17 protein-coding genes are annotated in these 19,934 nt (G+C 68.7%); 6 read left to right on the top strand and 11 right to left on the bottom strand.

The annotated features are described in order from the left end of the window. Positions 1-9: 9 nt before the first annotated feature. The 7 genes from AB0I34_RS04925 to AB0I34_RS04895 all read right to left on the bottom strand — a co-directional run bounded on the left by AB0I34_RS04925 (position 10) and on the right by AB0I34_RS04895 (position 9,318). The gene (locus AB0I34_RS04925) at positions 10-504 is read right to left on the bottom strand and encodes a copper chaperone PCu(A)C (RefSeq protein WP_360439527.1); all 495 of its coding nucleotides are present in this window, start codon (positions 502-504) and stop codon (positions 10-12) included. A gap of 88 nt (positions 505-592) precedes the next feature. Beyond that, a complete protein-coding gene (cphA, locus tag AB0I34_RS04920) occupies positions 593-3,394 on the bottom strand; it encodes a cyanophycin synthetase (protein WP_360439524.1) in 2,802 nt (933 codons plus the stop codon). Positions 3,395-3,400: 6 nt separating this feature from the next. Further along, on the bottom strand, positions 3,401-4,471 hold the full coding sequence (locus tag AB0I34_RS04915) for a cyanophycinase (RefSeq protein ID WP_360439521.1): 1,071 nt from the start codon (positions 4,469-4,471) through the stop codon (positions 3,401-3,403). A 101-nt stretch (positions 4,472-4,572) separates the two neighbouring features. Beyond that, positions 4,573-6,219 (bottom strand): hypothetical protein, encoded by a 1,647-nt coding sequence (locus tag AB0I34_RS04910; RefSeq protein WP_360439518.1) that lies wholly within the window; start codon positions 6,217-6,219, stop codon positions 4,573-4,575. A gap of 151 nt (positions 6,220-6,370) precedes the next feature. Then, positions 6,371-7,255 (bottom strand): GNAT family N-acetyltransferase, encoded by an 885-nt coding sequence (locus AB0I34_RS04905; RefSeq protein WP_360439515.1) that lies wholly within the window; start codon positions 7,253-7,255, stop codon positions 6,371-6,373. A 57-nt stretch (positions 7,256-7,312) separates the two neighbouring features. After that, a complete protein-coding gene (gene serB / locus AB0I34_RS04900; protein ID WP_360439512.1) occupies positions 7,313-8,530 on the bottom strand; it encodes a phosphoserine phosphatase SerB in 1,218 nt (405 codons plus the stop codon). 53 nt (positions 8,531-8,583) lie between these two features. Further along, complete coding sequence (locus tag AB0I34_RS04895; protein ID WP_360439509.1) at positions 8,584-9,318, bottom strand: hypothetical protein; 735 nt, start codon at positions 9,316-9,318, stop codon at positions 8,584-8,586. A 99-nt stretch (positions 9,319-9,417) separates the two neighbouring features. On the opposite strand from AB0I34_RS04895, the gene AB0I34_RS04890 reads away from it, so the two are divergent. The 4 genes from AB0I34_RS04890 (at position 9,418) to AB0I34_RS04875 (ending at position 13,242) form a co-directional block, all read left to right on the top strand. Beyond that, positions 9,418-10,200, top strand: coding sequence for an ABC transporter ATP-binding protein (locus AB0I34_RS04890; protein ID WP_360439506.1), 783 nt, complete (start codon positions 9,418-9,420; stop codon positions 10,198-10,200). A gap of 284 nt (positions 10,201-10,484) precedes the next feature. Then, positions 10,485-11,012: an NfeD family protein gene (locus tag AB0I34_RS04885; RefSeq protein WP_360439503.1), complete on the top strand. Its 528-nt coding sequence runs from the start codon at positions 10,485-10,487 to the stop codon at positions 11,010-11,012. 178 nt (positions 11,013-11,190) lie between these two features. Further along, positions 11,191-12,354, top strand: coding sequence for an SPFH domain-containing protein (locus AB0I34_RS04880; RefSeq protein ID WP_360439500.1), 1,164 nt, complete (start codon positions 11,191-11,193; stop codon positions 12,352-12,354). Between the two features lie 141 nt (positions 12,355-12,495). Further along, positions 12,496-13,242, top strand: coding sequence for a sulfite exporter TauE/SafE family protein (locus AB0I34_RS04875; protein WP_360439497.1), 747 nt, complete (start codon positions 12,496-12,498; stop codon positions 13,240-13,242). Between the two features lie 732 nt (positions 13,243-13,974). Here the strand turns inward: AB0I34_RS04875 and AB0I34_RS04870 are convergent. Continuing rightward, the gene (locus AB0I34_RS04870; protein WP_360439494.1) at positions 13,975-14,625 is read right to left on the bottom strand and encodes a TetR/AcrR family transcriptional regulator; all 651 of its coding nucleotides are present in this window, start codon (positions 14,623-14,625) and stop codon (positions 13,975-13,977) included. A gap of 78 nt (positions 14,626-14,703) precedes the next feature. Here AB0I34_RS04870 and AB0I34_RS04865 point away from each other — a divergent pair, with 78 nt between their 5' ends. Both AB0I34_RS04865 and AB0I34_RS04860 read left to right on the top strand, forming a co-directional pair. Next, positions 14,704-15,657 carry a zinc-binding dehydrogenase gene (locus AB0I34_RS04865; protein WP_360439491.1) on the top strand — a complete coding sequence of 318 codons (954 nt, stop codon included), beginning with the start codon at positions 14,704-14,706 and terminating at the stop codon, positions 15,655-15,657. Positions 15,658-15,679: 22 nt separating this feature from the next. Next, positions 15,680-16,111, top strand: a complete 432-nt coding sequence (locus AB0I34_RS04860) for an organic hydroperoxide resistance protein (protein ID WP_360439488.1) — start codon at positions 15,680-15,682, stop codon at positions 16,109-16,111. Positions 16,112-16,212: 101 nt separating this feature from the next. Here AB0I34_RS04860 and AB0I34_RS04855 read toward each other — a convergent pair whose 3' ends face one another. The 3 genes from AB0I34_RS04855 to AB0I34_RS04845 all read right to left on the bottom strand — a co-directional run bounded on the left by AB0I34_RS04855 (position 16,213) and on the right by AB0I34_RS04845 (position 19,911). Next, entirely contained in the window at positions 16,213-17,034 is an 822-nt protein-coding gene (locus AB0I34_RS04855) for a helix-turn-helix transcriptional regulator (protein WP_360440082.1), read from the bottom strand. 122 nt (positions 17,035-17,156) lie between these two features. Beyond that, positions 17,157-18,251 carry an NAD(P)/FAD-dependent oxidoreductase gene (locus AB0I34_RS04850; RefSeq protein WP_360439485.1) on the bottom strand — a complete coding sequence of 365 codons (1,095 nt, stop codon included), beginning with the start codon at positions 18,249-18,251 and terminating at the stop codon, positions 17,157-17,159. Between the two features lie 109 nt (positions 18,252-18,360). Then, positions 18,361-19,911 (bottom strand): LuxR C-terminal-related transcriptional regulator, encoded by a 1,551-nt coding sequence (locus tag AB0I34_RS04845; protein WP_360439482.1) that lies wholly within the window; start codon positions 19,909-19,911, stop codon positions 18,361-18,363. Between the last annotated feature and the right edge of the window lie 23 nt (positions 19,912-19,934).

The following is a 19,934-nucleotide window of genomic DNA, read 5'->3' as shown; positions in this document are numbered from 1 at the left end:
GTGGGGTGGTCATTTGGTGGGCGGGGTTTCGGTGGGGTGGTAGTGATCTTCTTCCTCGGTGAAGGACTTGACCGGGACGGTGAGGTCGTGGCTGGTGTGGTCGGAGAACGTGAGGGTGAGGGGGAGCTCGTCGCCGGGCTCGAGGGGCTGCTTGAGGCCCATCAGCATGATGTGGTCGCCGCCGGGGGAGAGGTGGGTGTGCGAGGCGGCCGGCACGGTGATGCCGCCGGGCTTCTCCTGCATGACCATCGTGCCGTCCTTCGCCGCCATCTCATGCAGCTGAACCACGCCGGCCACCGGGGAAGTTGCCGAGGTCAACTTGATATCGGTGGTGCCCGGGTTCGTCAGCGACATGAAAGCGGCCGTCATCGTGGTGTCCTTGGCGCCGGTGGTGGCGCGCACCCAGGCGTCCTCGACCAGCACACTCGGCGTACTCACCGCCGCCTCCTGGGTCGCAGTGGACGTGCCGCACGACGACATCAGTACTGGGAGGGCGACAGCCATAGTGGCTGCCAGCAACTTCATCTTCACGGACGGCCAACGACCGCCACCGTCAGTGAGTTCCGAGTACGGCGCGCCAGAACGGTGGGCCTCACTCCGGCGCGGCCTCGGCTTCCTCGTCAGGCTGGACGAAGTCGGGGTCACCGCCTTCGTCGCCCGACCGCGCACCCGCCTGTGCCAGGTGCGAGACGGACTCGAGCTCAGCCAGCACGGTCTGATGCTGGTCGACACACAGGACGACGAGATCGCCGGGGTTGGATCGGCTCAGCGCGTGCCGGATCGCGGCCAACTCGTCCAGCACGATGTCGATCTGCCGGCAGCGCGCTCCGTTCTCCATCGCACGCCGTACGCCTGCCTCGACCAGCGCGGCGGTCTCACCGCGCTTGCGGCCACGCAGCCGGGCGTCCTCGCGGACGATCACCACGTCGAAGTGTTGCGCCGCGACCTCACCGAGCTCGCGGATGTCGTCGTCGCGGCGGTCGCCCGCGGTCGCGACCACACCGATCCGCGACGGCCGGCCGAGCTCGGACGACGCGCTCAGGCTCTCGCCGAGACGGTCGACGAAGTCGCCGAGCATCCGCATCGCCGGCGCGTTGTGGCAGTAGTCGACGATCACCGTGCGCCCGTCGACGTCGATCTCGTTCAGCCGTCCGGGGGACAGGTAGTACGACGTGTTGAACGTCCGCAGGCCCTGCCGGATGTCGTGCAGTGGCGCCCCGGCGGCGAACCCGGCGGCCGCCGCGGCCATCGCGTTCTGCACGTTCATCATCGCCCGCCCGCCGAACGTTGCCGGGAGCAAGTGTGTCCAGGCCAGCTGCATCGACCGCCGGCCGTGCTTGACCACGATCATGTCGCCCAGGTCGGACCGCTCAAGCACGACCGCCCGGCCACCCCGACGGCAATGCCCCTCGATGTAGTCGCGCACCTCGCTGCCCGGCTCGGCCATGCTGAACCACACCACCTGCCCGGAACACTTCCGCCGCATCTTGCGCACCAGTGGGTCGTCGGCGTTCAGTACGGCGTACCCGGTCCGCGGCACGGCCTCGACCAGAACCGCCTTCACGTCCGCGAGCTGCTCGAGCGTGTCGACACCGCGCATCCCAAGGTGGTCAGGCTGGATGTTCAGCACGACGGCGACGTCGTTGCGTTCGTACCCGAGCCCCTCGCGCAGGATCCCGCCGCGCGCCACCTCGAACACGGCGAAGTCGACCCGTGGGTTCTGCAGCACCATCCGGGCGGACTTCGGCCCGGACGCGTCGGAACGGATCACCAGCCGCTCGTCGATCACGATGCCGTCGGTCGAGGTCATCCCGACCTTGCGGCCCATTCCCTTGAAGACGTGGCTGATCATCCGCGCCGTGGTGGTCTTGCCGTTCGTCCCGGTCACCGCGACGATCGGGATCCGGCTGGTCGCGCCCGGCGGGAACAGCATGTCGACGACAGGCTTGGCGATGTACTGCGGTTCGCCGATCGTCGGGTTGGTGTGCATCCGGAACCCGGGCGCCGCGTTCACCTCGCAGATCGCGCCGCCGGTCTCGCGCACCGGCTGGGTGATGTCGGGGCAGATGAAGTCGATACCGGCGATGTCGAGCCCGATCATCCGGGCCGCCTCCTCGGCGATCTCGACGTTCTCCGGGTGCGCCTCGAAGGTCCGGTCGATCGAGATCCCGCCGGTGGACATGTTGCCGGTCAGCGTGAGCTTCACCATCTCGTCTTCCGGCGGTACGTCGTCCAGCTCGAAGCCTTGGCTGCGGACGAGCTCACGCGCCGCCGCGTTCACGGTGATCCGGGTCAGGATCTTCTCGTGCCCGACCCCGCGGCGCGGATCGGCGTTCGTGATGTCGACCAGTTCGGCGACCGTGTGGATGCCGTCGCCGACCACGTGCGCGGGCACGCGTTCGGCAATCGCCTCCATCCGGCCGTTGATGATCAGGCAGCGGTAGTCCTTGCCGGTGACGAAGTTCTCCACGATCACCCAGCCGCGGCGGGACTGTTCGGCCGCGATCGGGAACGCCTCCCGCAGTTCGTCGGCGTCCTGCAGGTTCAGGCAGACGCCGCGGCCGTGGTTGCCGTCCAGCGGCTTGCAGACGACCGGGTACCCGATCTTGTGTGCGACCGTGACCGCCTCGTCGACCGTGCGTACCGACTCCGACCGCGGCACCGGCAGGCCGGCCGAGGCGAGCAATCGAGTGGTCAGGTCCTTGTCGCTGGCGATGTCGACTGCGATGGACCCGGTCTCCGAGGTCATCGTCGCCCGGATCCGCTTGGCGTGCACTCCTTGGCCGAGCTGGACCAGGCTGGCCTTGTTCAGCCGGATCCACGGGATGTCGCGGGACACGGCCTCGTCCACGATCGCCTGCGTCGACGGGCCGAACGCGGTCCGCTCGGCCTGCTTGATGAACTTCTCCAGCTCGGTGGTGAAGTCGAAGTCCGGAGCCGGCTGCACCAGGTTGTTCACGAACCGCACGGCGAGTTCACCGGCGGCCAGTCCGACCGCCTCGTCGGCGTACGCGTAGGTGATGTTGTAGCGGCCCGGCATCCCCTTGACCTGCCGGGTCTTGCCACGCCGCATGTCGTGGCCGGCCTCCTGCTGGAGTTGCAGCGACACGTGCTCGGCGATGTGGCCGAGCCAGGTGCCCTCGTGCAGCCGCTCGATGAAACCGCCCCTGCGGCCGCGCGAGCAGTGGTGCTGGTCGAGCCGGGGCAGGTACTCCAGCAGCTTCTCGGTGAAGCCGGGGATGGTGTTCGACGGGAAGTTCTCCAGCGATCCGAGGTCCACGACCAGGTGGATGGCCGGGTCGTAGCTCCACACGTTCGGCCCGCGGTAGACGCGGGTCTCGATGATCTTCAGGTCCGGGCTGGGCGCCCCGTGCGTTGCGGCAGTGTCAGTCATACGGTCCTACTCTGATGGCGGCGTGCGGTCGGAGGGGTCGTCGAGCTGGGCGCCGGCCGTGAACGGCTCGGTCGCCTCCGGTCTGGACTCCCCGGCCGCCGATGATCTGCCGGCCGCCCGTTCAGCCTGTGCCGTACGACGTCCCGCTCGCCGCTTGCGATCCGCGTAGTACTTGGGTGACACCCCTTCGGCTGCGATCTCCCTCGCCAGCTTCTGCAGGTCCGCCTCGGCGGCCTCGAGCTCGGCGATCTCCTCGGCCGGCGGCTGCGGGCCGTACGACAGCAGCACCCGAGCCTCCAGGTCGAACGTCGCGGTCGCCGGGAGCACATGCAGTACGACGCCCGACGCGAGGATGGGCTCGGATCGCTTGGCGTAGTGGGCGTTGGACGCGATCCGGCTGCCGTCGAAGATCGTCACCGCGCCACGGCCGACGACCTCCAGGTGAGTGCCGCGGACAACAGCGGCCGTGTCCTCGTCGACTCCGATGCCGAGCAGGCCGGGGGACTGGGCGACCAGCGACAGCAGCCGCCCATACCGGTTCCGCTGGGCGAAGTGCTGGTCGACGATCGCACCCTGGACCAGGCCGAGGCCGCCGGACAGCTGGCTCATCCGCTGCCGTGGGGTGGCGCCCGAGCGGCCGAACGCGATCATGTGCTCGGCCAGGATGCTCGCGCCGGCCGACGTACCGCCGACGGTTGCGCCGCGGGCGTGGGCGGCGGTGACCGCGCGGCCGAACGCCGTACCGGTGACGACACCGGCCAGCTTGAGCTGGTTGCCACCGGTCATGAAGATGCCGGTCGCGTCGTCCAGCGGCTCGAGGAACGCCGGATCGTCCGCGTCCTCGCGGTTCTCCGGGCGGACTCCGACGACGCTCGCGGCGCCGAGGGCGGCGAACAGGGCGTGGTACACGTCGACGACGTCAGGCCCGAGCGCGGACGCGGTCGGCACGACCACGATCCGGGCCTTGGATCCACCGGCCGACTCGACGAACTCCTGCAGGACCGTGCGTTTCTTCAGCTTGTCCTCGGCGCCACCAATGGCGAACAGGGCTCCCGGCCCACCCGGCAGATCAGACATAGCCGAAGGATAGGTGCTCACCCCGTCCGGAAGCGCAATCCGGGCAGCGACGTCGACCGGGGACCAGGGCCGACGAGCTCGACGAGCCGGAGCCAGATGTACTACAAGCGCTGCCGCTGACGAGCGGGAGTCGTCATGTCCAACGCATTCCGGAAGGCCGGATGGACGACGAAGGAGGTGGTGCGAGCGAGTTTCGACGGTCGATCGAGATAGTCCGGGTCGTCGTGGCTGAAGACCGGCTGACCACCGGTCCCGACGCATCCGACGAAGCCGATGTCGAACAGGAGCCCGATGATGTCCTTGTACTTGTCGGTCCAGACGCAGGGCTCGGGATTCCAGATCTCAGCGGTCAGCCGGCAGAGCCAGCTGGTCCCTACGAATGCGTGGTCCGCGGCCAGCGTCGCGATCTCGTCCAAGGCCGCGGACATTTGAGCTCGGGACAACTTGTACGGCCTTCCTTCGAAAGTGGAAAGCACCTCATCGATTCCTGGATAGGTGGGTTTCCATTCATCGCGCAGCGCGAGTCTTCGGTCGTGTGAGTACGGGGATTCGGCTGCTCTGATCCGCTCCCAGGTGATTCTGGGGTTGTCGACGGTCCCCTCGAGACATTCATTGAGATAGGCAATGGCGTCTCGAGGTCTCATCAGCGTGCGGCGGAGGATGAAAGTCAGTGGGTCGCCGCGCGCCCTGTTCGTCGCCGGCAGCAGGTGACGAACCGTTGTGAACTCCAGGTCGCGAGGGGCTGCGGCCGCCCGGACGCGTTCGTCCAGCATGGCCTCGAGATCGGCCGTCGACCACCGCAGGCGCATCGACAAGGCGCGGAACTTCTCCTCCTGTCCGCCGGTCCGCCGACCGAAGTCGAGGGCCTCGAAGATGTTCGTCCGGAGTGCGACGAGGACCTTCAGGTTCTGCACGCGCTGCAGGTCGGAAACCGCTCGGAAGAGACAACGGATGAGAGCGTTGACGACCGAGTCGTCGGCCCAGTCCTGGTCCAGATCGTCAATGAGGATGAAGGTGAAGTTCTGGCGGGACTCGAGGATGTCCTCGTCGAGTACCTTGATCATCTGGTTGAGTCGTGGCAGTTGAGTCGCGTTGACGATTCTCTGGTAGCGGTTGACGATCTCGATCTTGCTCGCCTGGGTGGCGGTGATCGCGCCGCCTGCCGAGGCCTTCACGAGTTTGGCGTCGAACGAGCCGGCACCGTTGATCTGGGACTCGAAGCGATCGGCGATCTGCCGGACGCGTTCATCTGCTTCGCACCAGAATTTGCCCTGGAAGTCCTCGAGATACCTCAGAGCTTCCGTCTGGCTTTTGTCGCGCTTGAGCCTGTCGGCCAGTAGGGCAAGGAAGTTTTGCTTGCCGGCCGATGAGTCGACCTGGTAGCGGTGCTTGATGATCTCGACCAGCAGAACGTGTTTCCAGAGTGCAACGAAGAACGGGTCCAGGTGTACTTCGTGCTCGCTCAGCCACCGGACCGACTGGAGATCGGCGACATAGGTCAGGGACAGGTCTTCCGGGCTGATGCGGATGACGTGGTCCGGGTATTCGCACTCCAATCGCCGAAGGAGCGCCGACTTGCCACTACCCGTTCGTCCGATGATGAAGCACCGATGATCGTCCCTGGACGAGACGGCCTTGTATTGGTTGGTTTCGTCGAAGGCTTCCTCGAGAAGCGGGTCGGCCTCCGCCTGCTGTCCGCCGAGAGAGAATCCTGAGCTGAGACGCGGAGCGTGCCTACTGCGTGTCATTTTTCCCCCACCGTCTGATACACGCCAGTGGCTGAATGTTAAGCACAGACAGTTACCGGGGGAAGGGGGCAGCGTGTAACGTTCCCGCTACCTATCGTTCGCAATTAATAGACGCGTCGGTCTCCATTCGGCCGATTGTGGATGGCCCGTGTCAGATCGGTGCGCGATACACCGTCGTACTGCGGCGGACGTGCATGCCGAGGTGTTCGTACATGGCGAGGGCGCCGGTTCCGGAGTGGGTCCACAGGATGCAGCTGTCGCGCCCGAGCCGGGCGAACTCGGCGCAGGTCTGGTCGAGCATCGCGCGGGCGATGCCCTTGTTCCGCTGGTCGGCCCGGACCGCGAGCTGCTCGACGTACCCCTCGCCGCTGTCCGGGAGGTCGAGCGCGAGCACCGCGCCGACCAGCTCGTCCCCGGCGTACGCCAGTGTCGACACCTCGGGCAGGAAGCTGGGCCGCTCGACGGTCAGCTGCCGCCACTCCTCGAAGGACTTCCGGCGTGGTTGGAAGGCGGAAAACGCGTCCTGGACCAGCTCATGCACCTCGTGCGCCCGCGCCGGCTCGTAGCTGTCCAGCCTGATCCCGGCCGACAGCCCCGGAGCGGCGGGTACGTCGATCGACCGTACGAGCAGCCAGTTCGTGGCGAGCACCTCGTATCCGCGGGACCGGAGCAGGTCGGTGCCGGCCTTGTCCGCGTCGTCCACGGTCTGGGCGACCCAGTCGCTCCCGGCCGCACGGGACCGCGCCTCGATCCAGTCGAGCAGCATCGTCCCGATCCCGCGTCCGCGGTACGACGGGTGGACGGCGACCTGGGCGCGTTTGCCCAGGTGGAGCCAGGCCCAGCCGGCCAGATCGCCGTTCTCCGCGTGCACGACGAGGGTGTCGCGCTCAGGATTCAGCCCGGGGCGGCGAAGGTCCGCCGCGACCTGGTCCGGAATCGCCTCGACCTGACCGCGCCAGTCCTGCTCGCTGGCAGCGATCACCTGGTACATGGCGCCCGCGTCATCGGGTGTCGCGGGCCGGATGGAAAGCTCCATGTCGCGATCTTCCCGCACCCGCGTGTCTGCGGGAATTCTCCCGGCCGGATGGTGCAATCAGGCCGGGTTGTCCGCGTCCGCGGCTTCCACTTCCTCGCGACTGATGCCCAGCAGGTACAGGATCGTGTCCAGGTACGGCACGCTCAGGTGCGTGTCGGCGGCCGCGCGGACAACCGGCTTGGCGTTGAATGCGACACCGAGCCCGGCCGCGGCGAGCATGTCGAGGTCGTTGGCGCCGTCACCGATCGCGACCGTCTGGGACAGCGGCGTACCGGACTGTGCGGCGAACCGCCGCAGCGCGGTCGCCTTGCCGGCCCGGTCGACGATCTCGCCGATCAGCCGGCCGGTGAGCTTGCCGTCGACGATCTCCAGCTCGTTCGCCTGCGCGTAGTCGATGCCGAGCTCCGCGACCAGCTTGCCGGTGATCTGGCTGAACCCGCCGCTGACGATCGCGAACTTGTACCCCAGCCGCTTGAGCGTCCGCACCAGCGTCCGCGCGCCGGGCGCCAGCTGGATCGCGTCGTACACCTCGTCGAGCGCGGACGCGGGCAGGCCCTCCAGCTTGGAGACCCGATGCCGCAGTGACTCGGCGAAGTCGAGCTCGCCGCGCATCGCCTGCTCCGTGACGGCCGCGACCTCCTCCAGCCGGCCGGCGTGCCCGGCGAGCATCTCGATGACCTCGCCCTGGATCAGCGTCGAGTCGACGTCCATCACGATCAGCCGCTTGGCCCGGCGGTACAGGCCGCCGTCCTGCACCGCGACGTCGAGACCCTGGCGGACACCCTCCAGCGCGAGCACGGTACGCAGCGTGTCCGAGTCGGCACCGGAGACGGCGATCTCCATCGCGGTCACCGGGTACCGCGCCATCCGGCTGATCCGGTCGATGTTCGCGCCGGTGTCGGCGATTCGGCCGGCGATCGCGGCCAGCCCGGCCGCGGACAGCGGATGCCCGATCACGGTCACCTGGCTGCGGCCCTTGCGCCGCGGCTCGTTGTCGCCGACACCCTTCTTGACCGAGATGTCGACGTCGAGGACGTCGGCCAGCGCCTTCAGTTCCTCTTTCAGGTTCTTGTGGTCACGCGGTGCCGACAGCAGTACGCCGAGGACCAGCCGGCCCCGGAGCACGACCTGTTCGGCGTCGATCACCTCGAGGCCGCGGGTCGCGATCGTCGAGAGCACGGCGGACGTCAGCCCGGGCCGGTCGGTGCCGGTCAGAGTGACCAGCACGGTCGGTCGATCGGGTGAATGCTTCTCGAGCTCAGCCTCTTCTGTCATCGCAGCACCGACGCTACCCAAATCACCTGTCGGTCTGCTGTCCGGTCCATATCTCAGGCGTGAACAGGCGGCGCGCAGGCCGCGACCAACGCGCGCCGGGCCGCGGCGGCGAGGTCGAGCAGCGCCCGGCGGCGAGCGTCCGCCTCGGCGCCGGTGACCGCCGCGCCGTCGTCCTCGAGCGCGGCGTCCGCGATGGCCAGGCACCGCCGGGCGGTCGCGGCCGCCTTCACCGCGCGAGGTTGGTAGCCCGGGGCAAGGTCGTCGTTCCGGCCGCTGCCGATCTTGCGGATGTCGATCAGCGCGTCCGCGACCTCGGGCTTCCAGCGCGCGACGTCGAGTGCGGCCAGTGAATCCGCAGCCTCGATCAGCGCGAGCCGCAGACCACGGTCCGCCTCGCCGATGTCGGCCGGCAGCGGACTTGTCGCGGGCATCACACTCCACTGCACCGCCGGACCGACGTACGCCGGAACCAGTCCGATCTCAGCGCCGGACAGTACGACGGCCTCACCCGTCTCCAAGGCGGCCTCGTTGAACGGCGGCGGGCCGGCGAGTCCGATCGGGTCACCCGGCACCGGCAGTGCCAGGTGGGCCTGGGTCGCGCCGGCGGCACGCAAGAGGTTCAGTGCGACCGGGAGAGTGGCCGGGTCCGGATGTCCGGCCAAGCCCGCGACGTGGTGCCCGACGTCGTCGCCGAGGATCTTCTGTGCGGCGGTGTCGGGGTCGCAGGCACCGGTCAGCATCGCGTTCGTCCAGACGGTGAACCGGACCGAGGCGGAGGTGGTCAGCACGCCCGACAGTGTCCCACCATTACAACAGCCGGACGACTCCGGCCAGGCAGGTCCAGGGTGGGTGCCGGGCACGCGGAGCCACCCCGTAGGTTTTGGGGCATGACTGCAGTGGTGGAGCTGGCCGGGGTGTCGATCGTCCGCGGTGACGCGCTTCTGCTCGACGGGATCGACTGGACCGTCGACGAGGCCGATCGGTGGGTGGTGATCGGACCGAACGGTGCCGGCAAGACGACCCTGCTGCAGATCCTCGCCGCCCAGATCCACCCGACCGCAGGTGTCGCCGGACTGCTCGGTGAGGTGCTTGGTGCGGTCGACGTCTTCGAACTGCGACCGCGGATCGGACTCACCAGCGCAGCATTGGCCGACCGCCTCCCCAGGGGTGAGCGGGTCGCGGATGTCGTCGTCTCCGCGTCGTACGCCGTACTTGGTCGTTGGCGTGAGGAGTACGACGAGCTGGATCACCAGCGGGCCAAGGAGTTGCTGGCCGAGCTCGGCATCGCGCACCTGAGCGAGCGCACGTTCGGCACGCTGTCGGAGGGGGAGCGGAAGCGGGTGCAGATCGCCCGTGCCCTGATGACCGATCCCGAGCTGATGCTGATGGACGAGCCGGCTGCTGGTCTCGACCTGACCGGTCGTGAGCAGCTGGTGCGCTCACTCAGCTCGATCGCGACCGCAGTCGGTGCCCCGGCGATGGTCCTCGTCACCCACCACGTCGAGGAGATCCCGCCCGGCTTCACCCACGCGCTGCTGCTCAAGCAGGGCCGGATCGTCTCGGCCGGCCCGATCGCCGAGGCCCTCACCGCCCAGACCTTGAGCGACACCTTCGACCTCGCCCTCTCCCTGAACCACGAAGACGGCAGATACACCGCCCGCGCACTCTGACCCCAACCCGACCCAACCCCAACCACCCCACCCCGCCACCCCCACCCGGCCGCGCTGCCGCCCCGCCCAACCACCCCGCCACCCCCGCCCGGCCGCGCTGCCGCCCCGCCCACCCACCCGCCCCGTCTGGTGGGTGGGCCAGGGAGATGGTGGGTCGGCCAGCCGCGTGCGCTGGGCCAACCCACCAGCTCCTGGGTCAGCCCATCAGACAGTGGGGGATCCTGTGACCGGGCAGGCACGTCCAAGAGCCTGTGTGGGGACCGGAACGTGGATAGGCTTGGCAGATGATGGATTGGCTGCGGGACAACGTGTGGGCGGCTTGGCTGACGATCGCCGCCGTCCTCGGTCTGGCCGAGCTTGCTTCGCTCGACTTCACCCTGCTCATGCTGGCTGCCGGTGCGCTCACGGCCGCCGGGGTGGCGGCCTTCCTCCCAGGACTGCTCTGGCTGCAGATCGTCGTCGGACTCATCACTGCCGGCGCGATGCTCGCCGCGATCCGTCCGCTGCTCGTCCGCAAGATGCACCACGGTGGCGAGCTCAAGACCGGATCGGCCCACGTCATCGGCCGGATGGGGACCGTGGTCAAGGAGATCCATCCCGACGGTGGCGGCTCGATCCGGCTGAACGGTGAGCTCTGGACGGCCCGCCCGTACGACGAGGTGTCGACGATCGAGCCGGGTCAGCGGGTCGAGGTGATGGCGATCGACGGTGCAACGGCCGTCGTCTACCCGGTCGGCGACCCGCTGCACCACGAGCTGAACACGCCGGACTCGACGCCGAACCCCGATCCGGCCGACCCGCCCCAGAACTGACACACAACCGACGCGGTGGGCCGGTTGAGTCGGCCCCTACGCGCAGTACTGTCGGAATCGAGGGACGGCAGCGATCCCCGAGGGATCTGGCCTCCGACTCGCCGGGAACCGGAACGCCGGGTGGCCCGTCGATAGGAAAGACTGTCCGTCCTGAGGGTTCTGTCGAGTGGAGGGTCTAGTGACCGCGTTCCTCATAGTGCTTGCGGCTGTCGCCTTGCTGGTGATCGTCACATTGGTCAAGTCCGTCCGGGTGGTGCAGCAGCAGACCGTCGGGATCGTCGAGCGGTTCGGCAAGTTCAAGACCGGTCTGCAGCCGGGCCTGAACCTGTTGACGCCGTTCGTCGACAAGGTTCGCTACACCATCGACATGCGCGAACAAGTGGTCGCGTTCCCGCCCCAGGGGGTCATCACCGAGGACAACCTGATGGTGTCGATCGACTCCGTCATCTACTTCCAGGTGAACGACCCGGTCCGGGCGACGTACGAGATCTCGAACTACATCCAGGCCATCGAGCAGCTGACCATGACGACGCTGCGAAACATCATCGGTGGCATGGACCTGGAGCAGACGCTGACCAGCCGTGAGGAGATCAACGAGAAGCTCCGCTACGTGCTGGACGAGGCGACCGGCAAGTGGGGCATCCGGGTCAACCGGGTCGAGCTGCGCTCGATCGACCCGCCGCCGTCGATCCAGGACTCGATGGAGAAGCAGATGCGCGCCGACCGCGACAAGCGGGCCGCGATCCTGACCGCCGAAGGTATGCGGCAGTCGGCCGTTCTGTCGGCCGAAGGCCAGAAGCAGTCCGCGATCCTCACCGCCCAGGGTGACCGGGAGTCCCGGATCCTGCGTGCGCAGGCCGAGCGGGAGGCCCGGATCCTGAAGGCACAGGGTGAGGCGCAGGCCATCACCACGGTGTTCAACGCGATCCACGCCGGTAAGCCGGACCAGGGTCTGCTCGCGTACCAGTACCTGCAGATGTTGCCGTCGATCGCCCAGGGCGACGCGAACAAGCTGTGGATCGTGCCGAGCGAGATCGGCGACGCGCTCAAGGGTCTCGGCAGTGCGGTCGGCCAGGTGGCCGGCATCACTCAGAAGGCCGAGGGCTCCTGGCAGGCGCCGGAGCTCGAGAACGGCCACGCACCCGAGCTCGCGGGCGTCTCCGCGGACGTCCCGGACGCCGCGGTGGTCGAGGCCGACAACGCCGTTGCGGAGGCGATCGCGGCCGCGCAGAAGGCCGCTGTCAGCACCCGCAGTCAGCAGACCCCGCCGACGGTGCCGCCGGTGTCGCCGAACTCCGAGCCCTCGGCTCCGCCGGCTGCCGAGCCGCCGCAGGATCGCTGAGCAGCAACCGTCGACAGGGCCTTCCCGGTACGTCCGGGGAGGCCCTGTCCTCACGTCGGCGCTGGAGCGATCGAAGCCTGACTGCTCAACGGACGGACCGATGAGCACGACCGCCGATCACGTGCGTAAAGTCTGGCAGCGATGACATGGTTCGAGGCGCTGTTCGTCTTGGTGGCGGGGATGGGCGCGGGCACGATCAACGCTGTGGTGGGGTCGGGCACGCTGCTGACGTTTCCCGCCCTGCTGGCCGTGGGAATCCCGCCGGTGCTGGCGAACGTCAGCAACACCGTCGGTCTTTCTCCCGGTACGGCGGCCGGTGCGATCGGCTACCGGCGTGAACTGGAAGGCCAGCGCGGCCGGATGATCCGGCTGATCCCGGCCTCGCTGCTCGGCGGCGTCGTCGGGGCAGTGCTGCTACTCACCCTGCCCGACTCCGCGTTCCATGCCGTCGTACCGGTGCTGATCCTGCTCGGTTGTCTGCTGGTCGCCTTCCAGCCCTGGTTGTCGAAGTGGATCAGCGTGCCGTCGCACGCCCATCGCGGTGCCTGGTGGGTGATCCCCGCGGTCTTTGCCACCGGCATCTACGGCGGGTACTTCGGTGCCGCGCAAGGCGTGCTCCTGATGGCGATCCTCGGCCTCGGCCTGGACTCGAACCTGCAGCGGATGAACGGCCTCAAGAACGTCCTCGCCACCGTCGTCAACACGGTCGCCGCGGTTCTGTTCATCATCGTCGCCGACGTCGACTGGCTGGCCGCCGGTCTGATCGCGGTCGGCTCGACGATCGGCGGCTTCCTCGGCGCCCGCTACGGCCGCAAGCTCCCCCCGATCGCGCTACGCGTGCTGATCGTCTGCATCGGCATCCTCGCCATCATCACAATGGTCTTCTGACCCGCCACCCCTGTCTGGTGGGCTCACCCACCAGGCAGTGGGTTGGCCAGGCGCGTGCGGTGTGCGAACCCACGGGCCGGTGGGTCAGCCCATGAGATGGGGTGCGCTGGCTGGTGGGTTAGCCCATCGGATGGTGGGTTGGCCGGGCGCGTGCGGTGCGCGAACCCACGGGCCGGTGGGTCGGCCCATGAGATGGGGTCGGTGCAGGGGCAGTGCGGGGTACTGATGCGCTGGCTGGTGGGTTAGCCCATCGGATGGTGGGTTGGCCAGGCGCGTGCGGTGCGCGAACCCACGGGCCGGTGGGTGAGCCCATGAGATGGGGTCGGTGCAGGGGAAGTACGGGGTAGTGATGCGCTGGCTAGTGGGTTAGCCCATCGGATGGTGGGTGGGCCAGGCGTGTGCGGTGTGCGAACCCACGGGCCGGTGGGTCAGCCCATGAGATGGGGTCGGTGCAGGGGAAGTACGGGGTACTGATGCGCTGTCTGGTGGGCTCACCCACCAGGCAGTGGGTTGGCCAGGCGCGTGCAGTCTGCGAACCCACGGGCCGGTGGGTCCCCATGAGATGGGGTCGGTGCAGGGGAAGTACGGGGTACTGATGCCCTGGCTGGTGGGTTAGCCCATCGGATGGTGGGTTGGCCAGGCGCGTGCGGTGTGCGAACCCACAGGCCGGTGGGTCAGCCCACCAGACGGGGATCAGGGTGGGGCGGGGGAGCTAGGGGTAGGGCGGGGGAGCTAGGGGTGGGTGGGGGATTGGAGGCCTTGGAGGAGGAGGTCCAGGCCGTAGTCGAACTGGTCGTCGCCGCCCGTGGTCCGGGCCAGCTCCGGCGCCAGCTCGACGACCGTCGGGAAGTCCTGCGCCGACAGTGACTCCATCGTCGTCCGCAGCCGCCGCCACGCCTCCGGATCACGGCGCTCGGCGGCCATCTGGATCTCCCACGACGTTGCCCCGAGCACATAGGTGAACAGGGTGGTGTGCGTCCGCGCGGCCGTCTCCGGATCGAACCCGGCGGCACGCAGTACTCCGAGCAGACCCTCGGCCACCCGGGCCGTCTCGTGCCCGGCCAACGGCCGGCTCGCGAGTAGTTGCGCCAGGCAAGGATGCTGGAGCATCAGCAGCCGCAGTCCCCGGCACACCGCCCGGACCTGATCCGGCCACGACACGTCCCGCGGTACGGCGGGCAGCAGGCCCATCAGGTGGTCGCGGACAGCGTCGTACAGGTCGTCCTTGTTCCGGAAGTAGGTGTAGAGCGCCATCGGGCCGACCCCGAGCTCGGCGGCCACGCCGCGCAGGCTGAACGCGTCGGTGCCCTTGGACTCCATCAGCTCGAGTGCGGTCCGGACGATCAGCTCGGAGCTGAGGGTGTTGCGCGGTGTCCGGCCCATCTCGATCCCTCCTTGGAAGCAGTTAACGTACAGTGTATAGTACAGCGTATCGAACGGACGACGGAAGGCAGGGAGAACGTGCGAGCGGTACAGATCGCCGAGTTCGGCGGACCTGAGGTGCTGAGGGTCAGCGACGTCGCGGAGCCGGTGGCCGGCGACGGGCAGCTCCTGATCACGGTGGACCGTGCGGGGATCAACTACGCGGACACGCATCAGGTCGAGAACAGCTACCTGTCCAAGGCGCAGCTGCCGCTGACCCCCGGTGGTGAGGTGGTCGGACACACGCCCGACGGTCGCCGGGTGGTCGCGCTGGTCGGCTCCGGCGGATACGCCGAGAAGGCGGTCGCCCAGGCCGCGGTGGCGTTCGACGCACCCGAAGGCGTCAGTGACGGAGCGGCGCTCGCACTCGTGGTCCAGGGGACCACAGCCTGGCATCTGCTGAAGACCATGACCCACCTGGCGCCCGGCGAGTCCGTGCTGGTGCACGCCGGGGCCGGCGGTGTCGGCTCGCTGGCCGTGCAGCTCGCGAAGCTGTGGGGCGCCGGCCGCGTGATCGCGACCGCGTCCTCGGAGGAGAAGCGCAACCAGACTCTTGAGCTCGGTGCGGACGTCGCCATCGACGGTACGCCGGAAGGCCTGAAGGACCGGATCATCGAGGCGAACGGCGGCAAGCCGGTCGACATCGTGCTGGAGATGGTCGGCGGACCGACTTTCGACGAGTCGTTCGCGGCGCTGGCGCCGTTCGGCCGGCTGGTGACGTTCGGTGCCGCGTCCCGGCAGGCCGCCGCGGCGATCGACCCGGGCCGGCTGATGAAGGGCTCGAAGACCATCGCCGGTTTCTGGCTGGTCGACTGCCTGCGTGATCCCGCCGCTGTCGGCGGTCCATTGGCCGAGCTGTTCGACCTGACCGCCAGCGGCAAGCTCACCTCGATCATCGGCGGCGACTACGCGTTGTCCGACGTCGCAACCGCCCATGAAGACATGCGAGCCCGCCGGACCGTCGGCAAGCTCGTGCTCGACCCCACTCGCTGAACGAACCAGGAGAACGACAGATATGACCATCGCAGTCGAGAAGGTTCTGTACACCGCGCGCGCGACCGCCCAGGGCGGCCGCGACGGCAAGGTGGCCACCAACGACGGCAAGCTCGACGTCGTCGTCGCTCCGCCCGTCGAGATGGGTGGCAATGGCAACGGAACCAACCCGGAGCAGCTGTTCGCGGCCGGCTACGCGGCCTGCTTCCACAGCGCGCTGAAGCTGGTCGCGCGCAAGGCTCGCCAAGACGCCGACGGCTCGACCGTGACCGCGGCGGTCGGCATCGGCCCGATCAACGGCGGCGCCGGCTACGGACTGGAGGTGGAGCTCGAGGTGAGTCTGCCCGGCGTCGACCGTGCCGCCGCCGAGGAGCTGGTCGCCAAGGCGCACGAGGTGTGCCCGTACTCCAACGCCACCCGCGGCAACATCAAGGTCGACCTCAAGGTCGACTGACCCACACCCCCACAACCCCGAGCACTTTGTGCACCCACCAACCAAATCTGAACCGTGCCCAAAGTCGGCCTGAGACGTGAGGGTGGGACGGGGTGGGGGCGTCAGAGGCGGGCGAGGGCTTCCTTCAGGAGGCCCTCGGTCGCCGAGACCGGCGCCGCCGCGATCGTGAGTGCCTCCATGATCGCGACGTACTCGTCGACCTCTTCGAGCTTGTCCAGGTAGAGCGCGCTGGCCGCGTGCTCGATGTAGACGATGTCCGGCAGGTCCCCGTCGGGGAACCGCAGCAGGCTGAACGCGCCGCCGGTGCCGGGATAGCCGACGCTGCTGAACGGCATGATCTGCAAGGTGATGTTGGGCTGCTGCGCCCACATGATCAGATGCTCGATCTGGGCCCGCAGGATCGCCTCGCCGCCGACCGGCCGGTGCAGCACCGACTCGTCGATGACCACCCACAGCCGGGCCGGATTCAGCCGGGTCAGGATCTGCTGCCGGGTCACGCGCAGCGAGACCCGCTGCTCGACCTCCTCGCCGGGCAGGAACGACTTGCCCAGCTGGACGACGGCCCGGGCGTACTCCTCGGTCTGCAGCAACCCTGGGACGAACATCACCTCGTAGGTCCGGATCAGCGTCGCCGCGACCTCGAGCCCGACGTAGTTGTTGAACCAGCTCGGCATCACGTCGCCGTACCGGGACCACCAGCCGGGGTTGTTCGCGGCCCGGGCCAGCTCCATCAGCCGGTTGCGTTCCTCCTCGTCGTCCATCCCGTAGAGCCCGAGCAGGTCGTTGACGTCGCGCTCCTTGAACCCGACGCGCCCGAGTTCCATCCGGCTGACCTTGGACTCCGAGGCACGGATCTGCCAGCCCGCATCGGCGCGACTGATCCCGGCCGACTCCCGCATCCGCCGCAGTTGTCCGCCCAGCATGATCCGGAGGGCGGTCGGACCGCCCTCGCCACCAGCCACTGTCACTGACTCACCCAAGCCCTCGCTCCGGGGTTGCGAGGGGAACCCGGCACCCGTCCACTCACCCATTTCAGCCCGCGATGCTACCGCCTGTCCACGGTAACGGGCCGACTGGCACCCCGAAGGGTGTTTTGGCGCATCTGCCGTAGCAGATAACGGGCATCCCGGTCCAGCCCCTGGATAGTTCCTGACGCGACAGCGAACTGGAACTCGAGCCCGAGGAACATCAGGCCGGGTTCACCGGTCGCGACGCCGCGCTCGTGCCGCACCCTGCCGTTGTCGAAGACCGGCAGGTCGAGGAAGCCATGGTCCGGACCCGACCCGGTGCACCACACCACGGTCCCGATATCGGACAGTACGTCGCCCTCGGCGGTCACCGGCTGCCCGTCGCGCACGCTCTCGATCCGGCTCGTCGCGACCACTCCGGCCGCGTCGAGATCCGCGAGCTTGTTGCGGACCAGCATGACCCCGTGGCCTTCCTGCTCGGCCAGCGCCTTGCGGCCCATCGGCGTACGACGGGTGAGGACGTGCCGGAACACGAACATCACGATCGGCAGGATCATCCGGCCGCGCCCCGAGTCGATGTCGACCGGGACCTGCCCCGGATGCCGCCCGGCGAGCAGCGTGCGGTGGGTCTTGGCGGCCTCCAACGCGATGTCGGTGCCGGAGTTCGCGGCGCCGACCACCAGGACGGTGCCGTCGGCAAGCTGTTCCGCGTTGCGGTACTCGAGCGAGTGCAGCTGCCGGATCGCCGGGTCGAGTTCACTCGCGAACGACGGCCGCTGCGGCACCGTGTGCGATCCGCCGGCCACGATCACCCGGTCGGCCAGGTACTCACCCTCGTCGGTCTCCACCCGGAAGCCCTCGGCGTCGCGCGACACCCGCGTCACTCGTACGCCGGTCCGGACGGGCAGCTCGAAGTGGGCGGCGTACCGCTCCAGGTAGTCGCCCATCTCGTCCCGCGTCGGGCAGTCGTTCACCGGGATCGGCAGACCCGGCAGACTCGCGTACCGCGGCGGACTGAACAGCCGCAGCGAGTCGTACCGTCGCCGCCAGGAGTCACCGATCCGCGGATGCCCTTCGAGGATCACGAAGTCCTCACCAAGCCGCCGCAGGTGGTAGCCCATCACCAGACCGGCTTGTCCGCCGCCGATCACCACAGTCCCGAACCTGTTCATCCCAGCCCCCTTGTGCCGTTCGTTCGGCTCAACGTAGGACTGCGGACCGTGCCGCCACATCGACCGACCACGCCAAGCACGGCGCGGCGGACTGGTCATTTCTACCCAATCAGACCAGGCCCTTCTCATAGGCGTACGCCGTGGCCGCGGCCCGGCTGGAGACGCCGAGCTTGCCGAAGATGTTGCTCACGTGCCGGGCGACGGTCCGCTCGCTGAGGAACAGCTGCTCACCCACCGCCCGGTTGGTGATGCCCGTGGCCAGCAGGCGCAGTACCTCCAGCTCCCGTGGGCTCAACCCGCCGGTCTGATCGGTGTGCTCGAGCGCCGCCAGGTCAGCCAGCGCCCCGAGCTGCTCGAACGCTGCCCGGGCGCTGTCGAGCTCCATCTGCTCCGCATCACCATCGCCGAGCGCTCCACACGCCCGCCCTACCAGCACCCGGGTCCGCGCCGCCTCGTACGGCATCTCCAGCTCCTGCCACAACATCCATGCCCGCCGCAACAACGGCATCGCCCCTCGCGCGTCCTCACCCGCAACCCGCACCGCCCCTTCGCAGTACGCCGCCAATGCCTGCAGGTACGGCGAGTCGGCGCGGGAGAACTCGTTCAGCTCGGCAGCGGCCTTCCGCGCCGCCTCGAGATCACCACAGTCGACGGCCAGGTCGACCCTCGCCGCGAGGAGCGCCGGACGGGTCGGAGCCAGCGGGTCCTCAGCCAGTGCTCGTTCGAGTCCGGCGATCGCCGACGCGTGGTTTCCCTGCGCGGCCCGCAGCCTGGCCAGACCTGGCTGTACCTCTGCACCCTCGCTGCCGGCTCGCTGATACGCCTGCTCGGCCTCCGCATACCTTCCGCGCTGGCGTTCGAGCTCGGCCAGCTGGTACCACGCAGAGCCGACCGCGCCGGGGGCCAGCCGACGGCAAGCATCCTCTGCGGCGCCCGCCGCCTCGGACCAGGCCCCGCGCAGTTGCAGGATCTGCGCCCGGTGCACCAGACACACCCCGCGGTACGGCACCAGGCCGGACTGCTGGTCGCACCAACCGGTGAGCGCGTGTGTCCACTCCTGCGCCCGGCGTACGTCGTACAGCCGCATGCACAGGTCGATCACGGCGCAGTAGGCGATCCCGGCGACCTCAGGGCCGACCTGGCCGGCGGTGACGTGCACCATCGCCTCGTCCAGTGCCGTGAGGGCCTCGATCCGCCGACCGAGCATCTCCAGACATCGGCCGCGGCCGAGCGATGCCAACGCGATCGCGGACGGTTCGCTCGCGAGCTCGCGAGCCTGTTCGAACCGGGGGAGTGCCGTGACGGGGTCGCCGGTCATCATCCGCGCGGCCGCGTCCGCCTGCAGGAAGAGCCCGGTCAGCTCGATGTTCTCGGCCGGAATCATCCGCTCGACCCGGGCACGCCAACCGGCCGCGCGGGCGAACTCGCCCCGGTTCTGCAGGTGGAAGCCGAGCCAGAACGCGCTGCGGACCGCCGGGTCGACGTCACCGCGGGCGAGATGCTCGTCGAACGCGCGCTCACGATAGGTGGCGACCTCGTCGTCGTGGCCGAGGACGAAGGCGGCGACGCCCAGCCGGTCGAGGTCGGCCGGTGGGAGCGGGCTGCGCTGGTCGGCGGCGGTCAACTCGGCGTACTCGCCCGGCCAGTCGTACTGTTCCATCGCACCCCCAACCGCCCCGGGTC

Source organism: Kribbella sp. NPDC050281 (assembly GCF_040655855.1).
Lineage (GTDB): Bacteria > Actinomycetota > Actinomycetes > Propionibacteriales > Kribbellaceae > Kribbella.
The sequence above is the reverse complement of the archived record's forward strand: the minus strand, read 5'-3'. Positions and strand labels throughout refer to the sequence as shown.